The 24,145-nt window shown below is 74.2% G+C and carries 17 protein-coding genes and 2 pseudogenes; 11 read left to right on the top strand and 8 right to left on the bottom strand.

The features are described from left to right. The first annotated feature begins 145 nt into the window (after positions 1–145). The 3 genes from AMK16_RS31160 (at position 146) to AMK16_RS31150 (ending at position 5,938) form a co-directional block, all read left to right on the top strand. On the top strand, positions 146–3,910 hold the full coding sequence (locus AMK16_RS31160) for a DNA polymerase III subunit alpha (RefSeq protein WP_073920681.1): 3,765 nt from the start codon (positions 146–148) through the stop codon (positions 3,908–3,910). Next, a complete protein-coding gene (locus tag AMK16_RS31155) occupies positions 3,907–4,920 on the top strand; it encodes a DNA polymerase Y family protein (RefSeq protein WP_073920680.1) in 1,014 nt (337 codons plus the stop codon). The genes AMK16_RS31160 and AMK16_RS31155 overlap by 4 nt, the downstream gene beginning before the upstream one ends. Positions 4,921–5,077: 157 nt before the next feature. Beyond that, positions 5,078–5,938, top strand: a complete 861-nt coding sequence (locus tag AMK16_RS31150) for an esterase/lipase family protein (protein WP_073920679.1) — start codon at positions 5,078–5,080, stop codon at positions 5,936–5,938. A 92-nt stretch (positions 5,939–6,030) separates the two neighbouring features. Here the strand turns inward: AMK16_RS31150 and AMK16_RS31145 are convergent, their stop codons facing one another. The 3 genes from AMK16_RS31145 to AMK16_RS31135 form a co-directional block, all read right to left on the bottom strand. Next, positions 6,031–7,134 carry a lytic polysaccharide monooxygenase auxiliary activity family 9 protein gene (locus AMK16_RS31145; RefSeq protein WP_073920678.1) on the bottom strand — a complete coding sequence of 368 codons (1,104 nt, stop codon included), beginning with the start codon at positions 7,132–7,134 and terminating at the stop codon, positions 6,031–6,033. Positions 7,135–7,489: 355 nt separating this feature from the next. Further along, positions 7,490–7,972 carry a DUF402 domain-containing protein gene (locus AMK16_RS31140; protein ID WP_073920677.1) on the bottom strand — a complete coding sequence of 161 codons (483 nt, stop codon included), beginning with the start codon at positions 7,970–7,972 and terminating at the stop codon, positions 7,490–7,492. Further along, positions 7,969–8,910 carry a GNAT family N-acetyltransferase gene (locus AMK16_RS31135; protein ID WP_073920676.1) on the bottom strand — a complete coding sequence of 314 codons (942 nt, stop codon included), beginning with the start codon at positions 8,908–8,910 and terminating at the stop codon, positions 7,969–7,971. Before AMK16_RS31135 ends, AMK16_RS31140 begins: the two co-directional genes overlap by 4 nt. Before the next feature lie 71 nt (positions 8,911–8,981). Between AMK16_RS31135 and AMK16_RS31130 the strand changes: the two genes are divergently transcribed. After that, complete coding sequence (locus AMK16_RS31130; protein ID WP_242439011.1) at positions 8,982–9,368, top strand: GntR family transcriptional regulator; 387 nt, start codon at positions 8,982–8,984, stop codon at positions 9,366–9,368. 558 nt (positions 9,369–9,926) lie between these two features. Here the strand turns inward: AMK16_RS31130 and AMK16_RS31125 are convergent. After that, positions 9,927–11,024 carry a DUF5925 domain-containing protein gene (locus AMK16_RS31125; RefSeq protein WP_073920675.1) on the bottom strand — a complete coding sequence of 366 codons (1,098 nt, stop codon included), beginning with the start codon at positions 11,022–11,024 and terminating at the stop codon, positions 9,927–9,929. A 205-nt stretch (positions 11,025–11,229) separates the two neighbouring features. On the opposite strand from AMK16_RS31125, the gene AMK16_RS31120 reads away from it, so the two are divergent. Then, a complete protein-coding gene (locus AMK16_RS31120) occupies positions 11,230–12,036 on the top strand; it encodes an SGNH/GDSL hydrolase family protein (RefSeq protein WP_073920730.1) in 807 nt (268 codons plus the stop codon). A gap of 445 nt (positions 12,037–12,481) precedes the next feature. Beyond that, complete coding sequence (locus tag AMK16_RS31115) at positions 12,482–12,751, top strand: hypothetical protein (RefSeq protein WP_073920674.1); 270 nt, start codon at positions 12,482–12,484, stop codon at positions 12,749–12,751. Positions 12,752–12,790: 39 nt separating this feature from the next. On the opposite strand, the gene AMK16_RS31110 is transcribed toward AMK16_RS31115, so the two are convergent. Both AMK16_RS31110 and AMK16_RS31105 read right to left on the bottom strand, forming a co-directional pair. Continuing rightward, a complete protein-coding gene (locus AMK16_RS31110) occupies positions 12,791–14,002 on the bottom strand; it encodes a CaiB/BaiF CoA transferase family protein (protein WP_073920673.1) in 1,212 nt (403 codons plus the stop codon). A gap of 170 nt (positions 14,003–14,172) precedes the next feature. After that, a pseudogene (locus tag AMK16_RS31105) lies at positions 14,173–15,293 on the bottom strand (type ISP restriction/modification enzyme). 148 nt (positions 15,294–15,441) lie between these two features. On the opposite strand from AMK16_RS31105, the gene AMK16_RS36810 reads away from it, so the two are divergent. Beyond that, a complete protein-coding gene (locus AMK16_RS36810; RefSeq protein WP_199885650.1) occupies positions 15,442–15,603 on the top strand; it encodes a hypothetical protein in 162 nt (53 codons plus the stop codon). A 214-nt stretch (positions 15,604–15,817) separates the two neighbouring features. Here the strand turns inward: AMK16_RS36810 and AMK16_RS31100 are convergent, their stop codons facing one another. Continuing rightward, entirely contained in the window at positions 15,818–16,567 is a 750-nt protein-coding gene (locus AMK16_RS31100) for a GntR family transcriptional regulator (RefSeq protein ID WP_073920672.1), read from the bottom strand. Positions 16,568–16,695: 128 nt separating this feature from the next. After that, complete coding sequence (hmgA, locus tag AMK16_RS31095; RefSeq protein WP_073920671.1) at positions 16,696–18,030, bottom strand: homogentisate 1,2-dioxygenase; 1,335 nt, start codon at positions 18,028–18,030, stop codon at positions 16,696–16,698. A 170-nt stretch (positions 18,031–18,200) separates the two neighbouring features. Between hmgA and AMK16_RS31090 the strand changes: the two are divergent. The 4 genes and pseudogenes from AMK16_RS31090 to AMK16_RS31075 all read left to right on the top strand — a co-directional run. Beyond that, a pseudogene (locus AMK16_RS31090) lies at positions 18,201–20,240 on the top strand (right-handed parallel beta-helix repeat-containing protein); the annotation flags it as partial. A 710-nt stretch (positions 20,241–20,950) separates the two neighbouring features. Then, positions 20,951–21,766, top strand: coding sequence for a hypothetical protein (locus AMK16_RS31085; RefSeq protein ID WP_073920670.1), 816 nt, complete (start codon positions 20,951–20,953; stop codon positions 21,764–21,766). A 188-nt stretch (positions 21,767–21,954) separates the two neighbouring features. Further along, complete coding sequence (locus AMK16_RS31080) at positions 21,955–23,256, top strand: hypothetical protein (protein ID WP_073920729.1); 1,302 nt, start codon at positions 21,955–21,957, stop codon at positions 23,254–23,256. A gap of 35 nt (positions 23,257–23,291) precedes the next feature. After that, positions 23,292–23,909: a TetR/AcrR family transcriptional regulator gene (locus AMK16_RS31075; protein ID WP_073920669.1), complete on the top strand. Its 618-nt coding sequence runs from the start codon at positions 23,292–23,294 to the stop codon at positions 23,907–23,909. Positions 23,910–24,145 lie beyond the last annotated feature (236 nt).

The following is a 24,145-nucleotide window of genomic DNA, read 5'->3' as shown; positions in this document are numbered from 1 at the left end:
GGTCGGGACGCAGCAGGAGAGGGCCGAAAGGATGACGGAAGCGGAGGCCCTTCCGGAGTCGAACACGTGTTTCGCACGCGTATTCGAATTGCTCTATGGTGGAGAGCGGGGGAGGTGTTCATTCGAGCGAAGCAGGAGGCCGCGGGTGCCTGGTTTTACGCATCTGCACACCGTTTCGGGGTTCTCCATGCGCTACGGAGGCTCACACCCGGAACGACTGGCGCAGCGTGCCGCCGAGCGGGGCATGGATGCCCTCGCCCTGACCGACCGCGACGGCCTGGCGGGCTCGGTGCGGTTCGCGAAGGCGTGCGCGAAGGCCGGGATCAGGCCGCTGTTCGGGGTGGACCTGGCCGTGTCCCCCGCCGGCTCGCCGGCGGCGGGCCCGGCAGGGTCGGGGCGGTCCGGCGCGGGCTCGGGAACCGCCTCCGGCCCGGGCTCGCCGGGGGCGGGCTCCGGCGGGGTGGGCCCGGGCGGTGCGGGCCGGCACGGCTCCGGTCCGGGCGGGGCCTCGTACCGGCGGCGGAGCCCCGTCAAGGGCGGGGCCTTCGTGGACGAGTCCGCTCCGCGCGCCGTCTTCCTGGCCCGCGACGGGGCCACCGGATGGGCCGAGCTGTGCCGCATGGTCACCGCCGCCCACGCGGGCGCCGCCGAGGCCGCCGGCGACTTGAGCGGCCCCACCGGACCGGCCGCCGGCGGGTTCGCCGTACCCGCGCCGTCCGGCGCCGGAGCCAGGCAGCCCGTGCTGCCCTGGAGCGCCCACCGCGGCGAAGGCGTCTTCGTCCTGCTCGGGCCCGGCTCCGAGGTGGGGCGGGCGCTGGCCGCGGGCCGCCCCGACCGGGCCGCCCGCCTCCTCGCGCCCTGGCGGGAGGTCTACGGCGACCACCTGCGCCTGGAAGCCGTCCACCACGGCCGCGGCGGCACCGGACCCGGCTCGCTCCGGCTGGCCGCCCGTACCGTCGGTTTCGCCGCCGAGCAGGGCGTCCGGGCCGTCCTGACCAATGCCGTCCGTTACGCCGACCCCGGCCAGGGCCCGGTCGCCGACATCCTCGACGCGGCCCGCCGGCTGGTCCCCATCGACCCCCGGGCCCCCCTCGACAGCGGTGAACGCTGGCTGAAGGACCCCGGCGCCATGGCCGAGGCCGCCGACCGGATCGCCCGGGCGGCCGGGCTGCGCCCCGCCGACGCGCGCCAGCTGCTCGCCGAGACCCGGCGCACCGCCGAAGCCTGCGCCGTCGACCCCGAGGACGACCTCGGCATGGGGTCCGTGCACTTCCCCGAGGCCCGCCTCGTCGGCGCGGCCCACCGCAGCGCCCAGCGGGTCCTCGCCTCCCGCGCCTCGGCGGGCATGGTGCTGCACGGCTACGCGGACGACCGCGCGTACTGGGAGCGCATGCACCAGGAGCTCGACATCATCGCCTACCACGGCTACGCCTCGTACTTCCTGACGGTCGCCCAAGTCGTGGACGACGTCAAGGAGATGGGCATCCGGGTGGCGGCCCGCGGCTCCGGCGCCGGCTCCCTCGTCAACCACCTGCTCGGCATCGCGCACGCCGATCCCGTCGCGAACGGCCTGCTGATGGAGCGCTTCCTGTCCAAGCGGCGGCGGGTCCTGCCCGACATCGACATCGACGTGGAATCCGCCCGCCGGCTGGAGGTCTACCGGCGGATCCTCGACCGCTTCGGCGCCGAGCGCGTCGCCACCGTCTCCATGCCCGAGACCTACCGGGTCCGCCACGCCATACGCGACGTGGGCGCCGCCCTGTCCATGGACCCGGCCGCCATCGACCGGCTCGCCAAGTCCTTCCCCCACATCCGGGCCCGTGACGCCCGCGCCGCGCTGGAGGAACTGCCCGAACTGCGCGGCGTACGCGACGAGGTGCGCGGGGAGTCGCACGGGAGGCTGTGGGAGCTCGTCGAATCGCTGGACGCGCTGCCGCGCGGCATCGCCATGCATCCGTGCGGGATGCTGCTCTCCGACGCCTCCCTGCTCGCCCGCACACCGGTGGTGCCCACCAGCGGCGAGGGCTTCCCCATGTCCCAGTTCGACAAGGACGACGTGGAGGAGCTCGGGCTGCTCAAGCTCGACGTCCTGGGCGTGCGGATGCAGTCCGCGATGGCGCACGCGGTCGCGGAGATCCGCCGCGGCACGGGGCGGGAGATCGACCTGGACGACCCGGCGCACGTACCGCCCGGCGACCCGGCCACCTACGAGCTGATCCGCTCGGCGCAGACGCTGGGCTGCTTCCAGATCGAGTCGCCGGGCCAGCGGGACCTGGTGGGGCGGCTCCAGCCGTCCACCTTCGACGACCTGGTGGTGGACATCTCGCTGTTCCGGCCGGGGCCGGTGGCCGCCGACATGGTGCGGCCGTTCATCGAGGCCCGGCACGGGCGGGCTCCGGTGCGCTTCCCGCACCCGGACCTCGCCGGGGCGCTGCGCGAGACGTACGGCGTGGTGGTCTTCCACGAGCAGATCATCGAGATCGTGCACGTGATGACCGGCTGCGGGCGCGACGAGGCGGACCGGGTGCGCCGAGGGCTGTCCGACCCGCAGTCACAGGAGCGGATCAAGGCCTGGTTCGCGGCGAAGGCGGCCGAGCGCGGCTACCCGGTGGAGGTGATCGGCCGGACCTGGGAGATCGTGGCGGCCTTCGGCTCGTACGGTTTCTGCAAGGCGCACGCCGTGGCCTTCGCGGTGCCGACCTACCAGTCGGCATGGCTCAAGACCCATCACCCGGCGGCCTTCTACGCCGGACTGCTGACCCACGATCCGGGGATGTACCCGAAGCGGCTGCTGCTGGCGGACGCACGGCGGCGGGGCGTGCCGGTGCTGCCGCTGGACGTGAACCGGTCGGCGGTCGCCCACCGCATCGAACTGGTGTCCGACGAGGGGGTGTGGGGACTGCGCCTCGGGCTGTCCGACGTCCACGGGATCAACGAGGCCGAGGCGGCCAGGATCGCGGCCGGCCGGCCCTACGCGTCCCTGCGTGACTTCTGGGACCGGGCGCGCCCGGGCCGCCCGGTCGCCGAACGGCTGGCCCAGGTGGGGGCGTTGGACGCCTTCGGCGCCAACCGGCGCGACCTGCTCCTGCATGTGAGCGAACTGCACGGCGCCCAGCGGGCGGCGGGCGTACGCGGATCCCAGCTCCCCCTGGAGGGCGGCCGGTCGACGGCCTCCGTCGGACTGCCCGACCTGAGCGACGCGGAACGGCTCAGCGCCGAGCTGGGCGTCCTCGGCATGGACGCCTCGCGGCACCTGATGGCCGATCACCACGCCTTCCTGGAGGAGCTGGGCGCGATCCCGGCGCGGCGGCTGCGCGATGCCGAACACGGGCAGACGGTCCTGGTCGCGGGGGCCAAGGCGGCCACTCAGACCCCGCCCATCCGGTCCGGACGCCGGGTGATCTTCACGACGCTGGACGACGGGACGGGCCTGGTCGACCTGGCCTTCTTCGACGACAGCCACGAGCGCTGCGCGCACACCGTCTTCCACTCCTTCCTGCTGCTGGTGCGGGGCGTCGTGCAGCGGCGGGGCCCGCAGAGCATGAGCGTGGTCGGGGCGGCGGCGTGGAACCTGGCGGAGCTGGTGGAACTGCGGTCGGCGGGCGGCCTGGACGCGGTCGCGGCCCGGCTCGCCGCCGGCGGCGGCGCCTCGGCGGACGACGCTTCCGCGGGCGGTACCTCCGGGGGCGGTACCTCCGGGGGTGGCGCCTCCGCGGACGGGGAGACGAAGGGCGAGGCGGACGGCGGGGCGGACGGCGGGGCGGGGAGGGGCGGCGGCCCGGTACCCACCCGCCGGATCCGCCTGTCCACGGGATTCGAGATGAACGCCTGGGCCGACCTCCAGCCGCCGGGCCCCAGCGCCGCGACCGGGCGCAAGCTGTGGCACTCCAGCCCGGGGAGCGCGGGATGAGCGGGGCTCAGGGCGCGGTCGTGGCCTGCCTGCGGATGCACCCGGCGGACGGGGGGCCGCTCGGGGCGCCGGAGTACGCCGGGGTGCTCACGCTGCTCGACGGGATCACCCCGGCCGTACAGGCCCTGCCGCCCGACGCGGCACTCGCCGATGTCCGGGCCGCGCTGCGGTACTTCGGCTGCGACGCCGGCCGGCTGGCGTCGCTGGTCCGGGTCCGGGCCCTCGCCCTGTACGGCGTGGACTGCACCGTCGGCGTGGCCGGCAACCCCATGCTGGCCCGGGCGGCAGCCCGCGAAGCCGGTCCCGGGGGGACCCTGGTGGTCCCCGACGAGCCCGTCGCCGTGCGGGAGTTCCTGGCCCGCAAACCCGTCACCGCCCTCGACGGGGTCGGGCCCAAGGCCGCCCGCACCCTGTGCTCCTACGGCCTCGACTCCGTCGGGCGGGTCGCCGCCGCCCCGCCCGCCGCCCTGCGGCGGATCCTCGGCGCCCGCTTCGGCCGCGAGGTGCAGGAGCGCGCCCTGGGGATCGACCGGACCCCCGTCCGGCCGGGCGCGGCCGCCCGGGCCGTCGCCGCCGAGCGGGCCTTCGATCTGGACGAGCTGGATCCCGTACGGCACCGGCGGGCACTGCTCTCGCTGACGGAGGAGCTCGGCGCGAAGCTTCGTACACAAGGAGGGGGCCGGGGGCAGGTCTGCCGCACCCTCTCGCTCGGCGTCCGCTGCGCCGACCGCACCACCCTCACGCGGACCCGCACCCTCGCCGAACCCACCGCGCACTCCGTCACCCTGACCGACACGGCCTACGCCCTCTACGAGGGTCTCGGCCTGCAACGGGCCCGGGTGCGCGCACTGTCCCTGCGGGCCGAGGACCTGACCCCGGCCGAACAGGCCTCGCGGCAGCTCAGTTTCGACCCGCAGGACGAGAAGGCCCGCCGGCTGGAAGCCGTCACGGACCGGGTCCGCGCCCGTTTCGGGCCGCACGCCATCGCCCGGGGCACGCTCGCGGCCTGACGGGTCCCGTACGGCACGCAAGTTTTTACCGACGCGTAACTTCCCTGTCTTGCTACTCGCCCGTAATTTGGCGACAGCAGCGCCCCCTTGTGATCCGGATCACGGGATGAACCCCCACGCCCCATCCCCTTGAGTCGAACCGCAAGGAGATCACACGATGCTGCCCTGGAGACGCCTGCTCCGCCCGCTGGCCGTCCTCACCCTCGCCGCCGCCGCACTCGTCGCCCCCACCGGCGCCGCGCAGGCCGCAGCCGCACCCAGCAGTGGCTGGAACAACTGGTCCTGCAAGCCCTCCACCGCCCACCCGCGCCCCGTCGTGCTCGTGCACGGCACCTTCGGCAACTCCGTCGACAACTGGCTCGGCCTCGCGCCGTACCTCGTGCACCGCGGATACTGCGTCTACTCGCTCGACTACGGTCAACTGCCCGGCGTACCCCTCTTCAACGGGCTCGGCCCCATCGACAAGTCCGCCGGCCAGCTCGATGCCTTCGTGGACAGGGTCCTCGCCGCCACCGGCTCCGCCAAGACCGACCTCATCGGGCACTCACAGGGCGGCATGATGCCGCGCTACTACCTGAAGTTCCTCGGCGGCGCCCCCAAGGTCAACGCGCTGGTGGGGCTCGCCCCCGACAACCACGGCACCACCCTGCTCGGACTCACCCAACTGCTCCCGTACTTCCCCGGGGCCGAGGACCTCATCAGCGGCGCGACCCCGGGCCTCGCCGACCAGATCGCCGGATCCGCCTTCCAGAACAAGCTGAACGAGGGCGGGGACACCGTGCCCGGCGTCACGTACACGGTGATCGCGACCCGGTACGACGAAGTGGTCACGCCCTACCGGAGCAGCTTCCTGGACGGGCCGGGCGTACGCAACGTCGTCCTGCAGGACCTGTGCGGCCTGGACCTCTCGGAACACGTCGCCATCGGCCTCACCGACCGGATCGCCTGGCACGAGGCGGTGAACGCCCTCGATCCGGCGCACGCCACACGGACCACGTGCGCCTCGGTCTTCGAGTGACGCGCACGTGGTCCGAGGGACCCGAGCGGATGAGGAGCTGAACCGGGGGCCCGGCTAGTGCTGTGACCGGCAGGGTTCACCGGGTCACAGCACTAGCGCCCGTGACGGCCTGCCGTCGCACGGCGGCGGGCCACCCCGAACAGCACGGCCGCGCCCACGGCCAGGATGCCCGCCCCGGCGACCGCGATCGCCGGGGCGGCGCCGTTGCCGCCCGTCTCGGCGAGGTTGCCGTTCTGCGCGGACCGCGAGGGGAGCGGGGCGCCGGCCGCCTCGCCGTTGGTCTTCGGATCGTTGTCGCCGTGGCCGTCGTGCTCCACGCTGGACTTGTCGGCGCCGGCGGCGATCTGCTGGTCCGTCGGGGCCGAGGGTGCATCGGAGGGCTTGGCGCCGGAGCCTTCCGTGCCGACGCCTTCCGTGCCGGCGCCCTGCGTGCCGTTCTCCGCGCCCGGGCCGGTACTCGGGGTGGCGCCGGGCCTGGTGGTCGGCTTGGAGCCCGGACCGCCGGGGGAGCCACCGGTGCCGCCGGCGCCGCCCGTGTTCCCGCCGCCGCTGTCCTTGCCGAAGACCACGTCCGAGCAGGTGTAGAAGGCCTCCGGGCTGTCCGAGCGCTGCCAGATGCTGTAGATCAGGTGGCGGCCGGTCTTCTTCGGCACGGTGCCGGAGAAGACGTAGTCGCCGTTCTGCATCCCGGGGTCGGTGACCTTCGCGAACGGCGCGGGCTCGAGGTCCGACCACCTCAGCGGCTTCGCCGGGTCGTAGCCGTCCTTCGTCACGTACAGCTCGAAGGAACCCTTGTGGGGAGCGGTCCCCTTGTACCGGAAGGTGTGCGCGCCCGCCGTCATCGGGCTCGCCGGCCAGTCCGCCCGTGCCAGGTCCAGCCCGCGGTACTTGTCGTTGCCCGCCGAGCACAGCCGGCCGTTGGGGATGAGTGCGCGGTGGTTGCCGGCCGCGTTGGCGATGTTGACGGCGTTCCAGTCGTAGAGGGCCTGTGTCCCGCTCGCCGCGACCGCCGCCTTGCACGCGGCGGACTTCGGGGACTCCGGCCCTTCCGCGTAGCACGCCGCCACCCGGCTGACCGGGTCCGTCATCGAGCCGTGGGCGACCGCGGGAGCGGCGGCGTACGCGGCCACCGCGACCGGGGCCAGGCCGGCGGAGGCGATACGGGTCAGCGTGACGGTGCGGCGGCGTGCGGGCATGGGTGATCTCCTTCGGACGCAAGACAGGGGCGCGCCAGCGGACCGTCCCGTGCCGCGCCGCCCCCCGGCGGCGCCACACCCGGCCCTCGCCGACCCGGCCAAGCTATCCGCCGCGACCCCGGCTTCCCCCGGGTTCGGACCCCCGCAGAGGATCCTTAGGCTCCGCTTAAGCCGCCGGTAAGCAGGACCTCAGGAACCGCCCCCCGGCTCCGTGTTTCGGGCTGTCCGCGTCATCACGGGGGGACGAGCCCTCGTGGCGCTACAGAGAACAAGACGATCAGCCAGTCCGACCGTGCGCAGACTGCACGGTCTCCCGGCGGGCGGCCCGACGGGAGCCCGGGCCGGCGGGCCGTCTTCAGGCGAGGAGGGCGGAGAGGCCCGCCGGGGTCCTGGCCTGGTCGTCCAGGGCGTCGAGGGCCCGCACGGCCTGGCCGGCCGCCTCCGGGTCGCTGGTGGCGAGGCCGCTGTGCGCGAACTCGTCCTCGTCCAGGCGCAGTACGCGCGACCCGTCCGCCGAGACCCACAGGTCGAGGTCCAGGTCCTCGACGAGGATCTCTCCGCCGCGCAGCACGGCCGGGCGGGTGACGTCGCAGTACCAGCCCTTGAGGACACCGTTGCCGGTCCGGACCTCCTTGACGGCGTACCAGCGGGTGCGCCAGAAGTGCTCGGTGAACACGTCTCCCGGCTCGAAGCGCACGAAGCCGAAGTCCCGTACGCCCTCGGCCGCCCACGGGGCGCGCACGGAGATGCGGTCGCCGTCGTCGGCGACCTGCACCGCCGGGTAGCGGATCTTCACGCGGCCGGCCTTGGTCAGGACGACGGTCACTTGCCGGGTCACACTGCCTCCAGGGTCTTTGTGTAGCGCACTTCGGTCGCGCAGATCTCGTAGCCGAACCATCTGTTCACGGCGAGCATCGGCCCGTTCCCGGCGTCGTTCCCGGTGAACGCCTGCGTGTATCCGGCCGCCCGGGCCCGGTGCAGGGAGGCCGTCTTGGCGAGCTTGGCGAGGCCGCGGCCGCGGAAGGCGCGCCGGGTGCCGGTCATCGCCGAGGCGTAGCGGGTGGCGCCGTCGGTACGGGCGGCCGTGAAGACGGCCACCGCACCGTCGACCAGGACGACGGCGGTCAGCTCCTTGTCGAGGGCGGGGTCGTGCCAGGTGCGCGCGAGCCAGTCGCCGTAGTCGTCGAAGGCGGAGGCCAGATCGCCGGGCTCGTCGCAGGTCGTCTCGGCGTCGGCCTCGAACAGCGGACGCGGATCGGCCGCGAACGCGGAGCCCGGGAGCAGCTCGACCCCGGGCGGGAGGGCCCGCGGGAGCGGGGGCAACGACGCCCCGGCCAGGTCCAGCCGCAGGAAGTGCGCCGAACGACCGGGGCGGTAGCCGCGGCGCTCGGCGAAGGCGCGGTGGGCGGGCTCGTCCAGGACCCAGGCGTACGCGTCCGTCGCACCCCGTGCGGCGAGGTGCCGCTCGGCCGTGCGCAGCAGCAGGCCGCCGGCGCCGAGGCCGCGGTGCGCGGGGTCGACGTAGGCGTTGACGTACGACCCGCCCGGCTCCGGGCTGTCGTGGGCGATGCCGACCTGGGCCGTGCCGATGGCGAGGCCCTCGCGGGTCTCGGCGAGGAGGAGGCGGTAGTGCGCGGCGGGGTGGGCCGAGGTGACCTCGAAGGCGACCGCCTCGGCGGTGGTGATCATGAAGGGCAGCGCCGCGCGGCGTACCCGTACGACGGACTCCGCGTCCGAGGCGTCTGCCGGGCGGAGGTCGCGGATCGATACGGTCATGCGGCCGACGCTACGGGCGTACCCACGTGCGGCGCCTCCCAATTACCGGGGGATGGGGGACAATCGGCCCCGTGACCTCGACGAACCTGAAGATCACCATCAATGCGGCGGCGGGCTCGGCCGCTCCGTACGAGCAACTGCGCGCGCAGATCGCGGACCGGGCCCGGTCGGGGAGGCTGCCGGCGGGTTTCAAACTGCCGACGGTGCGCGGGCTGGCGGAGGAACTGGGGCTCGCGGCGAACACCGTGGCGAAGGCGTACCGGGCGCTGGAGGCGGACGGGGTGATCGAGACGCGGGGCCGGAACGGGACGTTCGTCGCGGCGGCGGCGGAGGGCGCGTCGCGGGAGGCGGCGGCTGCGGCGCAGGCGTTTGCGGAGCGGGTCCACCGGCTGGGCCTGACGGAGGCGGAAGCCCTGGCCGCCACGGCCGAAGCCCTCCGGGCCCGGTACGCGCACTGACCCGCCCTCCCGCTCGCCGCGACCCGGCCCCGACCCCCCCCGCACCCCGGCGGGGCCGGCGGCTTCGGCCCGGGTTCCGCCTCAGGCGCCGGCGGGGCTGGAGAGCCGGGGCTCCGCCCCGGACCCCGCGCCTCAAACGCCGGCGGGGCTGGGGGTGTCTTCGCTGCTGCGTGGCGGAGCGGCGGGGTCCGTGTCCGGTCCTGGTGTCTCACGTGAGGGTGGCCGGCGGCTTCGGCCCGGGTTCCGCCTCAGGCGCCGGCGGGGCTGGAGAGCCGGGGCTCCGCCCCGGACCCCGCGCCTCAAACGCCGGCGGGGCTGGGGGTGCGGGGCTGGGGGTTGGGTGACTTGGCCTGCTGCGTGGCGGAGCGGCGGGGCGGCGGGGCGGGCCCTGGGTGCGTCCGCGGGGCTCGGGGTGGCTCTGCTTCGGGTGTCGGCGCGGCTCGGGCCGGGGCGCCCGGAGGGCGAACTCGGGGGCGCCGGAGATCGAGGCGCGGGTCCGGGCAGCGCCCGGGGAGGCCCGGCGCAGCCGTCGAGCCCGCCCCGGCACCAGACGGCCCGTCAGAGGTAAAGGCCCGCATCCGCCGAGTGCGGCTGCAGCGGCAGGACCGCCGCCGGCCCCGTGCCCCGCCGCAGGGCGAAGAGTTCGGCCAGGCTGGCCCCCTCGCGGGAGACGCCCTCGTCCGTGCCCAGCCAGTCCACCGCCTCCCCGTGCGTCAGCCGCCCGACCTCGATGCGGGCCAGGCAGCGCCCCGGCCTGACCACCGCCGGGTGGAGCCGTTCCAGGTCCTCGTTCGTCGTGACCCCCACCAGCACGTTGCGACCCTGCCCCAGCAGCCCGTCCGTCAGGTTGAGGAGCCGTGACAGCGCCTGGCCCGCCGTGTGACGCGCCTCGCCGCGGATCAGCTCATCGCAGTCCTCCAGCAGCAGCAGCCGCCAGCGCCCCTTCGCCGTGCCCTCCTCCTCACCGATCGCGATGTCCATCAAGTAGCCCACGTCGTTGAACAGCCGCTCCGGGTCCAGGACGCAGTCCACCTGGCACCAGTCCCGCCAGGACCGGGCCAGGGTGCGCAGGGCGGAGGTCTTGCCCGTGCCCGGCGGACCGTGCAGCAGGAGCAGCCGCCCCGCGATGTCCTCCGGGGTCACCTTCATCAGCCGGTCCATCGCCGCGGCCACCGGCGCGGTGTAGTTGGCCCGCACCTCGGGCCAGGTGCCCGCCGCGATCTGGCGCGTCGTCCGGTACGGCCCGCGGCGCGGCGAGACGTACCAGAAACCCATCGTGACGTTCTCCGGCTGCGGTTCGGGCTCGTCCTGCGCGCCCTCCGTGGCCTCGCCCAGCACCCCGGCGGCGAGTTCGTCGCTGATCGCCGTCACGGTGACGTCCGCGCCCCGGCTCCAGCGGGAGACCAGCACCGTCCACCCCTCGCCCTCGGCGAGGGTGGCGCTGCGGTCGCTGTCGCGCGCAGAGCGCAACACGGCGGCTCCGGGCGGCAGCAGGCTCATCCCAGGCTTGACCCGGTCGATCGACACGCTGTGCGAGAACGGCTGCTCGCCGGACGCGAACCGGCCGAGGAACAGCGCGTCGACGACATCCGACGGCGAATCGCTGTCGTCGACGTTGAGCCGGATCGGCAGCGCGTCATGCGGGTTGGCTGGCATGGCGCCCATGATCCGGCACGCGGTACGCCCGTGCACCCGTGTTTCGCCGGATCGAGTGGCCCGGTTCCCCTTTCAAACACGTCGCCGGTGAAGATTCCGGCGGTAACCCTTTCCGAAAATCCTTGGCATGGACACTTCCAGCCAGCCCCGGCTCCGTGTACCACGGACTCAGCAGTAACCCCCACAAGGAGCCGCACACATGAGCATGAGATTGTCGCGCGTCGCCGCCCTCGCCTCCTCCCTGTTACTCGCCGCGGGCGCCGCCCTGTTCGGCGCGGGGCAGGCAGCAGCCGCCGCCCAGGCCGACTTCGGCTACGTCGCCCTCGGCGACTCCTACTCCTCCGGCGTCGGCGCCGGCAACTACGACAGCGGGAGCGGCGCCTGCAAGCGCACCACCCGCGCCTACCCGGCCCTGTGGGCCGCCGCCCACTCACCGCAGACCTTCTCCTTCGCCGCCTGCTCGGGCGCCCGTACGGGTGACGTGCTGGCCAACCAGCTCGGCCCGCTCAACTCCGGCACCGACCTGGTCAGCATCACCATCGGCGGCAACGACGCCGGATTCTCCGACGTCATGACGACCTGTGTGCTCCAGTCCGAGTCCACCTGCGTCAACCGCGTCAACCAGGCCAAGGCGTACGTGGACTCCACCCTCCCCGGCCAGCTCGACCAGGTCTACAACGCCATCGACAGCAGGTCCCCGAACGCCCACGTCGTCGTCATCGGCTATCCCCGCTTCTACAAGCTGAACGGCACCTGCGTCACCGGACTGACCGAGGGCGAGCGCTCCGCCATCAACGGCGCCGCCGACTACCTCAACGCCGCCATCGCCAAGCGCGCCGCCGACCACGGCTTCACCTTCGCCTCGGTCGCCGGAGCCTTCACCGGCCACGAGATCTGCTCCGGCAGCGCGTGGCTGCACAGCGTCAACTGGACCAACATCGGCGAGTCGTACCACCCGACCGCCGCCGGGCACTCCGGCGGTTACCTGCCCGTCTTCACCAACGCGGCCTGACCCTCAGGGACTGACGGACGGGCCCGCGGTCGGCGGGTCCGTCCGGTGCACCCGCACTTCGCACTTCGCACTTCGCACCTCACGCTTCGTGCTTCGTACTCCGCGCCAGAGGAGGGGACTTCGCTGGCCGGAGTCCCCTCCCCGCACGTCACCCCGCGCCGGCCGCGGACCGCGCCACCTTCTTTTCCGCCAACCCGTCCGTAACCCGGCCGTCACTGCGCGTCGATGCGAAGGGCGCCGGCCGGTCCCTCCCGCGCCGGGAGCCGCTCCCAAGCCCCGCACCTGCCCCCGCCTGTGCGGAGAGTGACTGTCGACTCCGCTGAGTAATCGTCAACTCCCCCTCGGCATAGGGGTAATTCACACCACCGGGATACCCGAGCGCGACGTGGGGGCGATAGGGTTAACCTGCCCGGGCCGGGTGCCCTCGTACGGGTGGGGAGAGAACATGGAACAGATAGCAATGCGCAGCAGGCCGCCACGCGTGCCTGCCATCAACTGCGGCAGCAGCGCGTCCAGCTCGCGCCTCGACCGCCACCTCGCCGTGCTGGGCGGTCCCGCCGTCCCGCACTGCGAGACCGCCGAGGCGACCTTGCTGATGCGCGAGCTCACCTCCCGCGACCACACGCACCGCCTGCGGAGCCGGAGCGCGCGCGTCTCGCTCTTCGCGCCGCTGCGCCGTCTGCGTCGCACGCTCTTCGGCAGCCGCCGTTCGTAACCACCCGTACCGCAGCCCCGCGGCTGCGTCTTCCCGGCCCTAAGCGACCACGCCGTCCCGGCGCAGTTCCGAGATCTGTGCGCCCGACATCCCCAGGGCGCGCAGCAGGGAATCGGTGTGCTCGCCCAGCGCGGGCACCGCACCCATGTGCGGTGCCGCGCCGCCCGGCAGTCCGATCGGCGGCAGCAGTGCCCGCAGCGGACCGGCCGGTGAGTCCACTTCCCGCCAGCGGTCCCGGGCCGCGAGCTGCGGATGGCCGGCCAGCCGGGCGACCGAATTCAGCCGCGCGCAGGCGATGCCCGCAGCCTCCAGCCGTTCGATCGCCTCGGCCGCGCCCAGCCGGCCCAGCGCCTGCGCCACCAGTGCGTCGGTCTTCTCCCGGTTCGCGGTGCGTGCCGCATTGGTCGCGTACGCCGGATCCTCGGCCACATCGGGCCGTTCCAGTACGTGCCGAGCCAGGCGGCGCCATTCCCGGTCGTTCTGCACCGACAGCAGCACCCGGTCGCCGTCGGCCGTCGCGTACGCGTCGTAGGGCGCGATGACGGCATGCGCCAGGCCCGTGCGCACGGGCTGCTCCCCGCCGTGCATGGTGTGGTGCAGCGGGTGCCCCATCCACTCGGCGAGGGCGTCCAGCATGGACACCTCCACCCGGCCGCCGTGGCCGGTGACCCCGCGGCGCAACAGGGCCGCGAGGACCCCCGAGAAGGCGTACATGGCCGCCGCGATGTCCGCCGCCGGGATCCCCGCCTTGACGGGCTGCTCCGGGGTGCCGGTCACCGAGACCAGACCCGCCTCGCACTGCACGAGCATGTCGTAGGCGCGCTTGTGGGCGTACGGCCCCTCGGCGCCGTAGCCGGAGACGTCCACGGCGACCAGCCGCGGGTAGCGCGCGCACAGCGCCGCCGAGTCCAGCCCGAGCCGGGCCGCGGCGCCCTGCGCGAGGTTCTGGACGAAGACGTCGGCGCCGGCCAGCAGGCCGTGGAGGACCTCCAGGCCGCGCGGGTCCTTCAGGTCCAGCGCGATCGACTCCTTGCCGCGGTTGGCCCACACGAAGTGCGAGGCGAGGCCCTGCGCGGCGGTGTCGTAGGCGCGTGCGAAGTCACCGCCGTCCGGGCGCTCGACCTTGACGACCCGGGCGCCGAGGTCGGCGAGCTGGCGGGTGGCGAAGGGTGCCGAGACGGCCTGCTCGACGGCGACGACGGTGATGCCGTCGAGGGGGAGCGGCTCGGGCTGATGCGTGTCGGTGCTCATGCAGGTGTGCCTACCGGTTCCCGCCCCCTTTGTCACCAGCGCAAGTCCGGCCCCGGGGGGTCTCCTGCGGATCAGGCCGGTCCGGCCGCGCGGCGGGCGCGGGGCGGGCGCGCGGGGCCGGACCGGCGCGGGCATCGCTGCCCGGCCGGCGGGGCACGGCCCGTACGGGGTCACAGCAGGGCGAACTGGCCGCCCGGGCCCTCCTCCTGGTGGTCCAGGACCGAGGCCGGGCGCCTGGCCCAGCGCGGGGGCGGCAGCACCCCGGCGGCGCGCAGCACGCCCCCGTCCAGCGCCGGGCCCGGGTCGAACGCGGCCCGTTCGGGGACCAGGTCGGCCAGCAGGGCCAGGGTCGTGACCAGGGCCAGCAGTTCCGACGTCCAGCTCTGCGGCCACTCGGCCGGGCCCAGTCCTCCAGCCCCCCGGCGTCCGGGCCGCGGTGCGCGGTGCGTGCGGCGAACCAGGCCTCCAGCACCCGCACGCCCTGCACCTCGTACTCCCAGGCAGTGGCCGGCACGGGGGACACGACTGCGCCGCCCAGGCCCAGCGTCTCGCCGGCGGCGTCGTACACGAGCCCGCCCGGCCATCCCGTGAGCGACGAGCGAACGTACGGGCGGCGCCCGCCCGGCAGCCGGGGCGGCTCGCCGCCGCGGGCCCCGCGCAGCTGGATGGTGAGCAGCCGCTGCCCCAGGTCCAGCCCGGCCCGCCAGCGAGCGGGATCGGCGGCGAGCGGGACCTCGTACCCCCGTGGCCCCGGACGGCCGGCGGCCAGGATCCAGCACAGCAGGTCCTCGGGGGTGGCCCAGCCGCCGTACTGCTCGCCGAGCAGGGAGAGCAGGCCCGGCGCCACGTTCGGCTCGGCGCCGCCGGGGCGCCGGTGCAGCGGGCGGATCCGGCCGAGCCGGCCCGCCGGGAGGTGCGCGGTGACCAGCAGGTCCGGGGTCTCCACGGCGAAGACCTGGTGCTCGTCCAGGACCCGCCAGAGCTCCGGGCGGGCGATGTCGATGAGCCGCTGGTCGGGCAGCAGCCACTGCTCGTCGAAGGGGTCGCGCAGCACCCGTACGGGATCGGGGCAGGGCCCGGGCGCGTCGGCGAAGCGGGTCGTCGCCGAGCGCCGGCCCGGCAGGGCGGCGGCCCCGGCCGCGGGCGTACGGCTGCGGCTCGGGCGGAACAACCGGTCCCGCTCGGTCCCTTTGGCGCCGGTCAGAGCCGCCCAGCGGGCGCGCAGGGTCGCCGCGTCGGGCGCGGCCACCCAGTCCCGGCCCAGCCGCAGGCCGCCCACGGACCAGGGCATCAGGTCGTCCAGCAGCGGATCCTGCAACGGTTCGTCAGCGCTCACGCCGCCGATGGTAGCGACGGCGTCCGGCGGCCGGGCCTCCTCCAAGCCGAAGCGCTACGCTCCTTGTGTACGCATATGTGCGGTATCCACCGAGGAGACGGCCATGAGTCAGTACGACGAATACTCGACTCCGTCGCAGGCCGAGGGAGAGCGGCTCGACGAGGACATGGACGAGGCGCAGCGCAAGGCGGTCCACCCCGAGACCATGCGGACGACGCCGTCGCAGGCCGAGGGGGAGCGGGCCAACGACGACGAGGAGAAGTGACCCGGAAGTGACCCGGAAGGCACCCGGGGGGGCGGGGCGGGGCGGGCGGGGTGCGGGAGGCGTGGGTGCCGGGAACGGGGCGCCTTCAGTCAGTAAGCGCCCGGTCGGTCCGTGAGCGTCCCGTCGGCCCGTGGCGCCCGGCCCGGCCGTGGGAGCCGGCCGGCGCTCCAGGGGCGCCAACCCCCGGATTCCCGGGCCGGGCCGCTCCCGTGCCTCAGTGGGCGTCGACCGTGACCGTGAAGGAGAAGCGGTCCCCGCGGTAGCGGATCCGCGCCACGTCCACCACCCGGCCGTCCTCGTCGTAGGTCACGCCCGTGTAGTGCAGGATCGGGCTGAGCAGCGGCACCTGGAGCAGTTCCGCCGTCTCCGGGTCGGCCAGCCGGGCCTCCACGGTGTCCGTGATCCGGCTGATGCGCACCCCCACCACGTCCCGCAGCACCTTCGTCATCGGCCACCGCTCCAGGTCGGCCAGTGCCACCGCCTCCGCGAACTCCGGCAGGACCGCGTTCTCCGCCCAGTTGGTCGGCTCCCCGCTCTCGCGGTCCAGGCGCAGCCGCCGGTAGGTGACGACCTCGGCCGTACCGGGGAAGTGCTCCAGCAGCTCCCCGGACACGGCCGTGCGCCCGTGACCCAGGATCGTCGTGAGGTCCCCGGACTGCTGCGCCACGATCGCGTCGACCGACCCCAGCAGCCGCACCGGCGCCCCGCGCCGCGCGCCCGGCTCGATGAACGTGCCGCGCCGCCGGTGGCGGCTGATCAGGCCCTCGCCCTCCAGCTCCTTCAGTGCCTGCCGCATGGTGAGCACGCTCACCCCGTAGTGCTCGGCGAGCTGTTCCTCCGTGGGCAGGCGCAGCGAGGCGTCCGGGGTGCGTCCCAGTATCGAGGCGCGCAGCGACTGCGACACCTGGTACCAGAGGGGCAGCTTGCGGTTCAGCACCAGGGAGTCGGGGGCGAAGGCGGTCACGGGGGTTTCTCCGTAGGGCTGGACAGGATCGGCTGCGGCGCGGGGGTGGCCGGATGCGGGACGCCGGGGAGGCCGCGCCGCGGGGCCGCTGCGCGGGGGACGGCGCCTTGCAGGGTACGCAGTGCAGGTCAGGCGCGGAAGTGGCGCTCCAGACCCTGCCACACGTCGTCGTAACCGCGCTGGAGGTGCTCCGCGCCGGCCGCCTGCGCGGTGGCGGTGATCGGCCAGCGGGTCTCGAACATGAAGGCCAGGCCGTCGTCGATCTTCTGCGGCTTCAGCTCGGCGGCGCTCGCCCGGTCGAAGGTCTCCCGGTCCGGGCCGTGCGCGGACATCATGTTGTGGAGCGAGCCGCCGCCGGGCACGAAGCCCTCGGCCTTGGCGTCGTAGGCGCCCTCGATCAGACCCATGTACTCGCTCATCACGTTGCGGTGGAAGTAGGGCGGGCGGAAGGTGTCCTCGCCGACCAGCCAGCGCGGGGCGAAGACGACGAAGTCCACCCCCGCCAGGCCCGGGGTGTCGGAGGGCGAGGTCAGCACCGTGAAGATCGACGGGTCCGGGTGGTCGAAGCTGATCGAGCCCAGCACGTTGAAGCGGTGCAGGTCGTAGACGTAGGGGACGTGGCTGCCGTGCCAGGCGACGACGTCCAGCGGGGAGTGGTCGTAGGTCGCCGACCAGAGGTTGCCGCAGAACTTGTTGACCACCTGCGTCGGGCGCTCGCTGTCCTCGTACGCCGCCACGGGAGCCTGGAAGTCCCGGGCCGCGGCCAGGCCGTTGGCCCCGATCGGGCCCAGGTTCGGCAGCTCGAAGGGCTGGCCGTAGTTCTCGCAGACGTAGCCGCGGGCGTCGGCGTCGAGCAGCTCGACGCGGAAGCGGACGCCCCGGGGGATGAGGGCCACGTCCCCCGGCCGCGCGGCGAGCAGGCCGAATTCGGTGCGCAGCAGCAGCCCGCCGCGCTCGGGGACGATCAGCAGCTCGCCGTCGGAGTCGCTGAACACCCGGTCGGTCATGGACGTGTCGGCGGCGTAGAGATGGATGGCCATGCCGGCGCGCTGGGTGGCGTCACCGTTGCCGCCGAGGGTCCACAGGCCGGCCAGGAAGTCGGTGCCGGGGGCCGGGTCCGGCAGGGGGTTCCAGCGGAGCCGGTTGGGGTCCGGCGCGCCCTCGGTGAACGGCGCCGAGCGCAGGCCGCCGTTGTCGATCCGGGTGAAGGGCGGGTGTGCGGCGGAGGGGCGGATCCGGTAGAGCCAGGAGCGGCGGTTGTGGGTGCGCGGCTCCGTGAAGGCCGACCCGCTGAGCTGCTCGGCGTAGAGGCCGAGCGGCGCCCGCTGGGGCGAGTTGCGGCCCAGGGGGAGCGCGCCGGGGACGGCCTCCGAGCTGTGCTCGTTGCCGAAGCCGGTGAGGTACTCCAGGCCCTCCGCCGTCTTCCTGGCCTGCTCGCTGCCGCCGCCGGCCTGCTCGCTCATGTGCTGCTCCCGCTCCGTCGAAGGAATCCTATGCGTGACAGTAGGATTCCGCGGCCCGTGCGTCAACGGTGCCTCGGCCGGGTGGGGGCCGTGGCGCGGCGGACCGGCCGCGGAAACGATTCGCGCAGAGGGGGATCCGAAAAGATGAACATTGCTCTACTCTCACGCGCATGTCGTGGACCCGCAGGCTTCCCCCTGCCGTGCCGGCGGCGTTCCTCGCCGCCCTCCTCGCTCTCCTGTCCCTCTTCGCCGCCGCGCCCGCCGCCCGCGCGCACGAAGAGCGCCCCGTCACCCTCCCCGACGGCACCGGCTCGGTGCCCGTGTACCGCGGCGCCGAACCCGACCTGGTGGTCTGCAAGACCGGCCGGCCCGACTTCGAACGCCGCATATCGGCCTTCCCGCAGGAGCTGCGGCAGCGCAACCTCGCCCTGTACGAGCGGTGCGAGAAGAGCGGCTACCGCCACCTCCAGGAAGCCGTCGACGCCGTCGACCGGCCCGGCATGAACATCGCGATCCTCCCCGGCCTCTACGAGGAGGAGCCCTCACTGCCGAAGCCGACGGGGGAGTGCGCCGAGCTGAAGGCGCCCAACTCCGCGCTCGGCTACCAGATCCTGTCCTACGAGCAGCAGGTGCGGTGCCGGCACAACCAGAACCTCGTCGCCATCCTCGGCAAGACGGACCTGCAGATCGAAGGCACCGGCGCCTCCCGGCAGGACGTCATCGTCGACGCCAAATACCAGAAGCTGAACGCCATCCGCGCCGACAAGTCCAACGGCATCTACTTCCGCAACTTCACCGCACAACGCACCACCTTCAACTCGCTGTACGTGCTGGCCGGCGACGGCTTCGTCATCGACGACGTACTGACCCGGTGGAACGACGAGTACGGCTTCCTCACCTTCGCCAGCGACCACGGCCTGTACAAGAACTGCGAGTCGTACGGGAACGGCGACTCCGGCATCTACCCCGGCAGCGCCTCGAACATCAACGACGGCCGCGGCTACGACGTGCCCCGCTACTCCATCGAGATCACCGGCTGCCACAGCCACCACAACATGGTCGGCTACTCCGGCACCGCGGGCGACTCCGTCTGGGTCCACGACAACGAATTCGACCAGAACATGGGCGGCGCCTCGATGGACAGCGCCTTCCCGGGCCACCCCGGACTGCCGCAGAACCACGCCAAATTCCAGCGCAACCTCATCCACGACAACAACCAGGACTACTACCACCACGTCGCCGACGGCACCTGCGCCAAGCCGCCGATCGAGCGCGGCTACGAGCAGGGGGTCGTTTGCCCGCAGATCTCCATGCCGCCGGGCACCGGAATCATCACCGCGGGCGGCAACTGGAACGTCTACGAGGACAACTGGGTGTACGGGCACCGGCGCGCGGGCTTCTTCCTCAGCGCGGTCCCCGCCTTCATCCGCGGCGAGGAGGAGTGGTCGAAGCAGACGGACACCTCCCACCACAACCGCTACGCCGGGAACACCCTCGGCAAGGACAGGTCCGGCGCCGCCCGCCCCAACGGCATGGACGTGTGGTGGGACGGCCAGGGGCGCGGCAACTGCTGGCAGGACGGCCCGGACGGCTCCACCCCGGGCACCGTGCCGCAGTGCGGGGCCGCCCGCGGCGACGTCACCGGTGCGTCGGCGCGCATGATCGGGGAACCGGTGAAGCTCCTGCAGCTCCTCGTCTGCGCCGACTACAGCGTCCAGGCGCGCAAGCTCCCGGCCGGCTGCGACTGGTACGGCGCACGCGGCCCGGAACGGGTGGAGACCCAGATCGCGCTCGCCGTCGCGGCGGTCCTGCTGCTGGTCGGCGGGGTGTTGTGGTGGCGCCGGCTGCGCGGCTCGCGCCTGGGCACGACGGCCTCGCTGCTGGGCGTGGCGGGCCTGGCCCTGGACGTGGCCGGCTCCACGACCGGGCTGCTCGCCTCTTTCGTTCCCGCACTGGCACTCCTCCTCCTCGGACTGTGGTGGACGGGCGTCGGGCTGGCCCTGCGGCCCACCCGGCCCTGGCTGGCCCGGCTGACCCTGCTGCTCGCCGGGCTCACCCTGCTGGACGCCTTCGACAAGGCGGTCCTGATGGTCCCCTGGATCCCGCTCAGTCCCGCCTGGGTGCGGGCGCTCGTGGCGGTCGTCTGGATCCTGTGGGCAGTGGTGGCCTCGGCCCGCCCCGCGGCCCCGGTCGGCCCGTCCGGATCGCCCGGCCCGTCAAACCCGGACGACACCCCGACCGGCCACGGCTCCCCACCCCGGCCGAACGCCGTACCCACCCCGCCCGGCCACGGCTCCCCGCCCCGCGCGGACGCCGTACCCACCCGACCCACACCACCCCGTACGGGCGCGGGCGCGGGCTTGGGCACCGGCACCGGCACGGGCTCCGGCCTGGGCATGGGTACCGGCCCGGGCACGGGTACCGGCACCGGCCTGGGTACTGGCACCGGCTCCGGCGCGGGCACTCGCCCCGGCTCTGATACGGGCACTCGCACCGGCTCCGGCCTGGGCACCGGCTCCGGCCTGGGCACGGGTACCCGCCTGGGTACTGGCACCGGCTCTGGCCTGGGCACCGGACCCGGCACCGGCACCGGCGCCGGCCTGAGCACGGGCACGGGCACCGGACCCGGCACCGGTCTGGGCACCGGCACCGGCCGCACGCGCCTGGCCTCGGGCGGGACCTCGGGCGGCGGCGAGGCGTCCGGTTCCGGGGCGGCCGCGGAGTCCGCGTCGTGAGCCCCGGACCGGGGGCTCCGGCCGGGAGCGGGCCGGCGGTGGACGGCCGGCCCACGGCCGGGCCGGCTGCGGGACAGCCGGCCGCGTCGGGGTGCGCCGACGGCCGCTTTCCGGGCGACGGCTGCCGTACGACGCGGCCGCGCCCGCACCGGCGCCGGCGCACGGCAGACCGGACCGCCCGCGCAGTGGCCCCGCTCGCCCTCGCGCTGCTCCTGGCGGGCGGCGCGGCAACCGGCTGCGGCGGCCGGGCCACCACCCACCACAAGCCGGGTACCAGCCACGAGCAGGCCTCGGGCAGGGTGGGCACCCTGCTCGCCGCGGACGACGGCGCCGGCCACCGCCTCCGCGAGGTCCCGCCCGAGGGCGCACCGGAGGTGGTGCTCACCGCCCGCCCCGATTCGGAGGACGGCTGGAACCTCCAACTGGCCGTGCAGAACTTCCGCTTCACCCCCGACAGCACCGGCGGCGCCGCCCTCCCGGGCGCGGGCCACGCCCACCTTGAGCTCGACGGCCGCAAACTGGCGCGGCTGTACGGCCCGTGGTTCCACCTGCCCGCCGCGCAGGTCCCCGAGGGTGACCACACCCTGACCGTACGGCTGTACGCCGACGACCACACGGCCTGGGCGGTGTCCGGCAAGCCGGTCGAGGGCAAGAGCGCGCTCACCGCTGCCGCACCGGGCCGGTCCGGCGGCCACGGCCACACCGAGCCCCCGAAGGAACAGGAGCCGGAGCAGCAGGCGGACAAGACGCTCACCATCACCGTCCGCGACGGCAAGGTGAACCCCGCCCCCGCCCGCACCGAGCTGCGGCGCGGCGAGCGGGTCGCCCTGCGCGTCACCAGCGACCGCGTGGACACCCTGCACGTCCACGGCTACGACAAGGAACTCACCCTGCCCGCAGGCCAGGAGGCCACCCTGATCCTGACGGCCGACCGCACGGGCCTCTTCGAGATCGAGACCCACGCGTCCGGCCTCGTCCTGAGCCAGCTCCTCGTCCGATGACAGCCGCCGGGCCGCCCGTCGGCCCCGCAGCCTTCTTTGGCCCCGCCGCCTTCCCGGGCACCGGCGCCGACGGCGTCATCGGCACCTACACCGGCACCCACGTCGGCATCGGCATCGGCGCCGACGGCGCCATGGGGATCGACGCGGGAGGGGGCGGCGGCGGGGGCGGCGGCGGAGTCGGCCAGGGCGTGGTCCTTCACCCGGCCGATCCGCTCACCGCGCTCGCGCACGGCATCGGGTCCCAGCACGATCTGCCCATCTCTCCCTTCTACGCCTTCGCCGGCGCCTTCACCGCGCTCTTCGTCTCCTTCCTCGCGCTCGGCCTGCTCTGGTCCACACCCCGCTTCCGCGGAGACCGCTCGGGGCTCGCCCTGCCCGCCGCCCTCCAGCGGGCCGCCGACGCGCCCGCGACCCGCGCCGCCCTGCGCGGACTCGGGCTCACCGCCGCCCTGATCCTCCTGCTCCACCTCCTCCTCGGTCCCGACGACCCCGCCCGCAACCCCGCCCCCGGAGCCGTCTACGTCCTTCTCTGGGTCGGACTGGTGCCCGCCTCCCTCCTCTTCGGCCCCGTCTGGCGCCTGTTCAACCCGGTGCGCACCCTGCACCGCCTGTTCCGGCGGGCCCTGCCCCGCCAGGACCCCGACCACCCCCTCCCCTCCCGGCTCGGCCAATGGCCGGCCGCCGTATCGCTGTTCGGCTTCACCTGGCTCGAACTGGCCTCTCCCGACCCCGCATCCACCACCACCCTCCTCATCGCCCTCGCCGTCTACGTCACCGCACACCTGCTGCTCGCCGCCCGCTTCGGCGAGCGCTGGTTCGACGCCGCGGACGGCTTCGAGGCGTACTCCGCCCTCCTGGCCCGGCTCTCCCCCCTCGGCCGTCGCAGCGACGGCCGCCTCGTCCTGCGCAACCCCTTCCACGGACTCGACGCGACGCCCGAGCGGCCCGGACTCGTCGCCACCGTCTGCGTTCTGCTCGGGTCCACCGCCTACGACGGCTTCTCCGACAACCCCTCCTGGATCGGCGTCCTGCAGACCTCCCCCCTCGGCCGCACCCGCACGGCCACGCTCGGCCTCCTCGCCTCCGTCGCCCTCGTCGCCACCCTGTACTGCCTGTGCGCCGCGGCCACCCGACTCGTCAGCGGCCCGCACCCCCGCCCGCTGACCGCCTTCGCGCACTCACTCGTGCCGATCGCCCTCGGCTATCTCACAGCCCATTATTTCTCCCTCCTCGTAATCGTGGGACCACGCACAGTGAGCATCGCACTCGGCACTGACAATGCCCCCGAACCCGCCCCGCCGCTGGGCCCCGGCGGCCTCGCCGTCCTCCAGGTCGTGGCCGTCGTCACCGGTCACGTCCTCGGTGTCGTCGCAGCCCACGACCGGTCCGTCCGCCTCTTCCCGCCCGCGAAGGCGGTCGCCGGGCAACTGCCGCTGCTCGCGCTGATGATCACGTACACCGTCGGCGGCCTGAGCCTCCTGCTGAACTGAGTCCGCCGTTCACGCGAGACGCGGGGAACGGCATGATGGACCCCGTGCCTCCCCACTCCCTGCGCCGCACGCCCGTGCAGCAGCGCAGTGCCGACCGGCTCGCCCGGATCCTCGACGCCTGCGCCGGACTCCTCGACGAGACCGGCTACGAGAACCTCAGCACCCGCGCCGTCGCGCAGCGCGCCGGAGTGCCGATCGGGTCGGTCTACCGCTTCTTCGGCAACAAGCGGGCCATGACCATGGCGCTCGCCCACCGCAACCTGGACCGCTACGCCGACGGCATCGCGCAGCGCCTCGCCGACCTCCCCGCACCCCACTGGCGGCCCGCCGTCGACGCCGTGCTGGACGAGTACCTGGCGATGAAGCGCACCGTCCCGGGCTTCGCGCTCGTCGACTTCGGCGTCCCCGCGCCGCCGCCCGAAGGCCCGGAGTCCGATCCCAACAACCTGGTCGCCGCCCGCCTCACCGAACTGCTCGGCGCCCACCTGGGGCTGACCCCCGACGACACCCTGCGGCGGGCGGTCCTGGTCGCCGTCGAGGCCACCGACGCGCTCATCCAGCTGGCCTTCCGGACCGACCCGGCGGGCGATCCGCGCATCGTCGACGAGACCCGCGCGATGATGCAGGCATATCTGGCGCGCGTGCTCGACTGAGCCGGGGGACCCCCTCGCGGTACCGGCCCCGGCCGATGGCGCCCTCGCCCCCTGGTCCGACAGGCGCCCCTCCGGCCCGGCGCCGCAATCCGCGCGTCACCCCCGGCCCCACCTCCGCCCCGTACGTCCCCTCCGCCGCCGCGCGCTGCCGTTGCGGCTGGTTCCCGCAGACCCCTCCCCGCCGTGCCTACTGGTCGGTATGCTCGGTGTCCCCTGTGCCCGTGCCGCAGCCTGCC

It is taken from the genome of Streptomyces sp. CB00455 (assembly GCF_001905445.1).
In the GTDB taxonomy this organism is placed as follows: Bacteria; Actinomycetota; Actinomycetes; order Streptomycetales; family Streptomycetaceae; genus Streptomyces.
Note: the sequence above shows the minus strand (reverse complement) of the source record. Positions and strands in the feature narration are given on the sequence as shown.

Coding starts and splice junctions, on each gene's coding strand:
- AMK16_RS31155 (WP_073920680.1), top strand. CDS start 3,907: ATGAGCGGGGCTCAGGGCGCGGTCGTGGCCTGCCTGCGGATGCACCCG.
- AMK16_RS31150 (WP_073920679.1), top strand. CDS start 5,078: ATGCTGCCCTGGAGACGCCTGCTCCGCCCGCTGGCCGTCCTCACCCTC.
- AMK16_RS31145 (WP_073920678.1), bottom strand. CDS start 7,134: ATGCCCGCACGCCGCCGCACCGTCACGCTGACCCGTATCGCCTCCGCC.
- AMK16_RS31135 (WP_073920676.1), bottom strand. CDS start 8,910: ATGACCGTATCGATCCGCGACCTCCGCCCGGCAGACGCCTCGGACGCG.
- AMK16_RS31125 (WP_073920675.1), bottom strand. CDS start 11,024: ATGCCAGCCAACCCGCATGACGCGCTGCCGATCCGGCTCAACGTCGAC.
- AMK16_RS31120 (WP_073920730.1), top strand. CDS start 11,230: ATGAGATTGTCGCGCGTCGCCGCCCTCGCCTCCTCCCTGTTACTCGCC.
- AMK16_RS31115 (WP_073920674.1), top strand. CDS start 12,482: ATGGAACAGATAGCAATGCGCAGCAGGCCGCCACGCGTGCCTGCCATC.
- AMK16_RS31110 (WP_073920673.1), bottom strand. CDS start 14,002: ATGAGCACCGACACGCATCAGCCCGAGCCGCTCCCCCTCGACGGCATC.
- AMK16_RS36810 (WP_199885650.1), top strand. CDS start 15,442: ATGAGTCAGTACGACGAATACTCGACTCCGTCGCAGGCCGAGGGAGAG.
- hmgA (WP_073920671.1), bottom strand. CDS start 18,030: ATGAGCGAGCAGGCCGGCGGCGGCAGCGAGCAGGCCAGGAAGACGGCG.
- AMK16_RS31075 (WP_073920669.1), top strand. CDS start 23,292: ATGGACCCCGTGCCTCCCCACTCCCTGCGCCGCACGCCCGTGCAGCAG.